General features: G+C 69.6%; 4 protein-coding genes. All 4 read right to left on the reverse strand.

All coding sequences use genetic code 11. The features are described from left to right. Positions 1–46: 46 nt before the first annotated feature. Positions 47–1,159 (reverse strand): ABC transporter permease, encoded by a 1,113-nt coding sequence (locus tag VNT50_RS01270; protein WP_325483301.1) that lies wholly within the window; start codon positions 1,157–1,159, stop codon positions 47–49. Further along, entirely contained in the window at positions 1,156–2,040 is an 885-nt protein-coding gene (locus tag VNT50_RS01275) for an ABC transporter ATP-binding protein (protein WP_325483304.1), read from the reverse strand. Before VNT50_RS01275 ends, VNT50_RS01270 begins: the two co-directional genes overlap by 4 nt. Before the next feature lie 135 nt (positions 2,041–2,175). Further along, positions 2,176–2,850, reverse strand: coding sequence for a response regulator (locus VNT50_RS01280; protein WP_414683922.1), 675 nt, complete (start codon positions 2,848–2,850; stop codon positions 2,176–2,178). A gap of 50 nt (positions 2,851–2,900) precedes the next feature. Then, positions 2,901–4,205 (reverse strand): sensor histidine kinase, encoded by a 1,305-nt coding sequence (locus VNT50_RS01285; protein ID WP_325483303.1) that lies wholly within the window; start codon positions 4,203–4,205, stop codon positions 2,901–2,903. Positions 4,206–4,410 lie beyond the last annotated feature (205 nt).

A 4,410-nucleotide genomic window follows, 5' to 3' on the forward strand; every position in this document is an offset into this window, starting at 1 on the left:
ATCGCGGGGGCGGGGCGTCCGTTCGTCGTGAGCGGGCCAGCGAGATTCAGCCGGCAAGCGCCTCGCGCAGCTTGACCCGGCCGCCCATGCGCAGCAGCGAGTTCTCGTAGATCTTCGCTCCGACGGCGATCGCCGCGACGCACGTCGCGATCAGGATGGCGAGCGAGAGCAACGGCTCCCACCACTGAGCCTCGCCGAGGTACAGGCGCATCGGCATGCCGACCGGGGCCGAGAACGGCACGTACGACATGATCGCGAGCACGGTCGGGTTGTCGTTGAAGAAGATCACCAGGAAGTACGGCGCCATCACGAGCATCGTGATCGGCGTGGTCGTCGAGCCGATGTCCTCTTGCCGCGACACCATGGCCCCCGCCGCCGCGAACAGGGCGGCGAGCAGGATGAATCCGAACAGGAAGAAGATGGCGAACCACAGGATCGGCGCTCCGAGGCCTCCGAGCAGCTCGCCCTGGTCGGTGACGATCAGCCCGACGACCGCGATCGCCGCGAGCCCCAGGATCTGAGCCATCGCCAGAACGGTGTTGCCGATCACCTTGCCGGCGAGCAGCGTGCGCGCGGGGATGGCCGAGATGAGCAGCTCGACGACGCGGGTCTGCTTCTCCTCCACGACGCTCTGGGCGATCGTGCTGCCGAAGATCGATGCGGCGAGCAGGAACAGAAGGCCGAATCCGAGCGCCACGAAGTAGCGCAGTGCGGGGTTGATGGCGTCGGGTTCGAGCAGCACGACCTCGGGAACCTGGGCGAGGCTCATCATGAGCGACGTCGGCGGGCTGTCTTTGGCGATGATGACGAAGTCGAAGGGCGCGGATGCCGCAGAGTCGCCCACGACGGCGGCCTCGACGTCGCCGGATTCGACCAGCGCCTCGGCGGCGGCCCGGTCGGCGACATCGGTCACCTCGAGCCCATCGACGCTCGAGACGGCGGCGGAGGTCTCCGGGGTGGCCGCGACCTTGGTGTCGCCCGCGTTCTGAGCGGCGAAGCCTCCGATCACGATCGTGGCGAGGGCGATCACGAACAGGACGATCGTCGAGATGACGAACGCCTTGCTGCGTAGCTTGGCGCCGATCTCGCGCTCGGCGACGAGCCAGATGCCCGCGACTTCGCGCGGAGCGCGCGGTGCGGTGGGGAGCGGGGTGCTCACTGGATGACCTCCTTGAAGATCTGGGCGAGGGTCGGATGCTGGGGGGCGAAGCTTGCGACATCCCCCTGTTCGACGGCACGGCGCAGCACGCGCTGCGCAGTGGCGTCGCCGTCGACGTCGAATACGGCATAGCCGCCGTCGAAGTCGACGACCTCGACACCGGCCTCGGCGCGGAGCCACCCGGCATCGCCGCTCGAGACGAGCTCGTAGCGGTGCGTCGAGTGCTGGGCTCGGAGGTCGTCACGGGGTCCCGCCGCGCGGATCGTGCCGCCGGCGATGATCACGAGGTCGTCGCACAGGCGCTCCACGACATCCAGCTGGTGCGAGGAGAAGATGACGGACGTCCCCAGTGCGGCGCGGGCCTGGAGGACCCCGGCCACCACGTCGACGGCGAGGGGATCGAGTCCCGAGAAGGGCTCGTCGAGGATCAGCACCTCGGGATCGTGCACCAGAGCGGCGGCGATCTGCGCGCGCTGCTGGTTGCCGAGCGAGAGCGTCTCGACATTGTCGTGGAGGCGCTCGCCGAGTCCCAGTTCCTCGAGGAGCGCGGTGGCCCGGGTCGCGGCATCCCCTTTCTCGAACCCGTGCAGGCGCGCGAGGTAGACGATGTGCTCGAGCACTTTCATCTTCGGATAGAGGCCCCGTTCCTCGGGCATGTAGCCGAACCGGCGGCGGTCGGCGGTGGTCACCGGCGAGCCGCCGAGCAGCACTTCGCCGCTGTCCTTCGCCAGCACTCCCAGAACGATGCGCATCGTGGTGGTCTTGCCCGCGCCGTTGCCGCCGACGAAGCCGGTGAGGCGGCCGGGCGACACGTCGAAGCCGACGTCATCGAGCACTTTACGCGCGCCGTAGTGTTTCGTGATCCCGTGCAGTTCGAGCAGTCCCGTGGTCATGTCTCCACGCTAGGGATGAGGGTGCCGGCGACGCATCCCCCGCGCGGCGGAGATTCGTCCATGAGCTCAGCCCGCGTGAGCTCAGCCCCGCGTGAGCTCAGCCCGCATGAGCTCAGCCCGCCGTCAGCTCAGCCCGCGCCGGTGCGCGAACACGACGGCCTGCACGCGGTCGCGCGCCCCGAGCTTCTGGAGCACCTTCGACACGTGGGTCTTGACCGTGGCCTCGCCGATGTAGAGCTGCCTGGCGATCTCCGAATTGCTCATCGCCTGGGCGATCAGCCGCAGCACCTCCGCCTCGCGCTCGGTGAGCGGGTCGGGCAGGTGGTCGGGAAGGGCGAGGGGCTCGAGGTCGGACGGGACGGCCATTGCCGCGGCCGTCGGCGGGGTCGGTTCCGGAGCCGCGGATGCGGTGGCGCGGGCGGGCGCGCCGACGCCGGCGAACCGCTCGATGACCCGGCGCGTGACTTCCGGGGCGAGCAGCGCATCGCCGCCGGCGATCGTGCGGACCGCGGCCACGAGCTCTTCCGGACCGGCGTTCTTCAGCACGAACCCGCTGGCGCCGGCATCGAGCGCCTCGAAGAGGTAGTCGTCGTGGTCGAACGTCGTGACGATGACGACCGATGACGGGATGCCGGGATCGGCGGTGATCGCGCGCGTCGCGGTGATGCCGTCCATGTCGGGCATCTGCACGTCCATGCAGATGACGTCGGGGCGGAGAGCGGATGCCGCGGCCACCGCCTGCGCGCCCGTCGCGGCTTCGCCGACGACGGCCATGTCGTCCTGGGCTTCGAGGATCATGCGGAATCCCGCGCGCAGAACGGCGTGGTCATCGACCAGCAGCACGCGGATCACCGGGCGAGCCCTGTGCCGGCCAAGGATCCGGCGCCGACGATCGACGGCGCCTCCGTGGGCACGTGCACGCGCACGCGGAACCCGCCTCGGTCGCGCGGCGCGAGCTCGAGGGTGCCGCCCGAGGCGGTCGCGCGCTCGCGCATGCCGAGCTGCCCGAGCCCCGGGCGCATGCCGGTGATGATCCGGCCGGTGTTGACGACCTCGAGCTCGACCCCCGAGGGGTGGTCATAGCGCAGGCGCACGTCTGCCGTCGCTCCCGGGCCGGCGTGCCGCCGTGCGTTCGTGAGGGCCTCTTGGGCGATGCGGTACAGATTGACCTGCACCACCGTCGCGACCGGCGTCGGCGTCCCGACGACCGTGAAGGTCGTGGGCAGTCCGGCCGCGGTCGACGCCTCGATGAGTTCGGGCAGCGCGTCGAGGCCGACCGTCGAGGGCGCGTCGATCGGGAGCTCGGCCGCATCGCCGGTGCGCAGGGTCTCGAGCAGGTGCCGCAGATCGCGGATGGCCTCGCGAGCGGACTCCTCAACGGCCGCGAGCATGGTCTTCGCACCATCCGGGTCGCGGTCGATCACCGCGCGCGCGGCACCGGCCTGCACGCCCATGACCGAGACGTGATGCGCCACGACGTCGTGCAGCTCGCGAGCGATTCGCACCCGATCGAGCGCCACGGCCTGCGCTCCGGTCAGCTCGCGCTCGCGCTCGAGGTCGAGGGTGCGCTGCTCGAGCGCCGCCCGCTGCACGCCCGACACCCACGCGTGCTCGCCGAAGTAGTACGCCCCGCCGAAGTAGAGCACGTTGATGAGGGCGTTGATGAGCATGTAGGCGATGTACGGCGAGAGCGCCCCGGCCGCGACATCCAGCTCATCTGCCTGAACGATCGCCTCCTGGTACATCCAGATGATGAGCCATGTGAACATGCCGATGATGATCGCGATCCGCACGATCGCCGCGCGGCGCCGGTCGATCGACCATGCGCCGACCGTGTAGAGGGCGATGAACATGGCGATGTTGCCGACATAGATCTCGGGGATGTGCAGCGTCACCGCCGCGAAGTAGGCGGCCGAGACGATCACGGCGACCGTGGCCGGCCACCGCCGGCGCACCGCCAGCGGCACCGCCAGCACGACCGCGTAGCCGAGGGCCAGCGGAAGGGGCGCCTGCTCGTCGCCGTAGACCTCCGCGATCGTGGAGAGGGCGGCACTGAGGATCGCGCCCACCAGGATGACCGCCGCCAGCACGACGTCGTTGCGGAGTTCTCTCGCCGTCGGCCGGGGCCGCGGGGCGACGTCGGTGCTCACCATGACCTCCACGCTACGTGCTCCCTGAGCGAGCGGAGAGAGCCGAGAGGGGGAGATGGGGACCGCGGCATCCGTCGCAAGGAGGAGAAGTTCCACTTGCTATTGACAAGCTTGGTTGCTTTTTGCAAGCATGGTTCGACAGGCTCATCAACCTGCTGCAGGCTCATCAACCTGCTGCAGGCCCACCAACCTGCTACAGGCTCACCAC

The sequence above is a fragment of the Microbacterium sp. genome (genome assembly GCF_035554235.1).
Classification (GTDB): Bacteria; Actinomycetota; Actinomycetes; order Actinomycetales; family Microbacteriaceae; genus Microbacterium.

Bases quoted from the DNA above. Each gene is read 5' to 3' on its own strand.
- VNT50_RS01280 (WP_414683922.1), bottom strand. From the start codon at position 2,850: ATGATCCTCGAAGCCCAGGACGACATGGCCGTCGTCGGCGAAGCCGCG.
- VNT50_RS01285 (WP_325483303.1), bottom strand. From the start codon at position 4,205: ATGGTGAGCACCGACGTCGCCCCGCGGCCCCGGCCGACGGCGAGAGAA.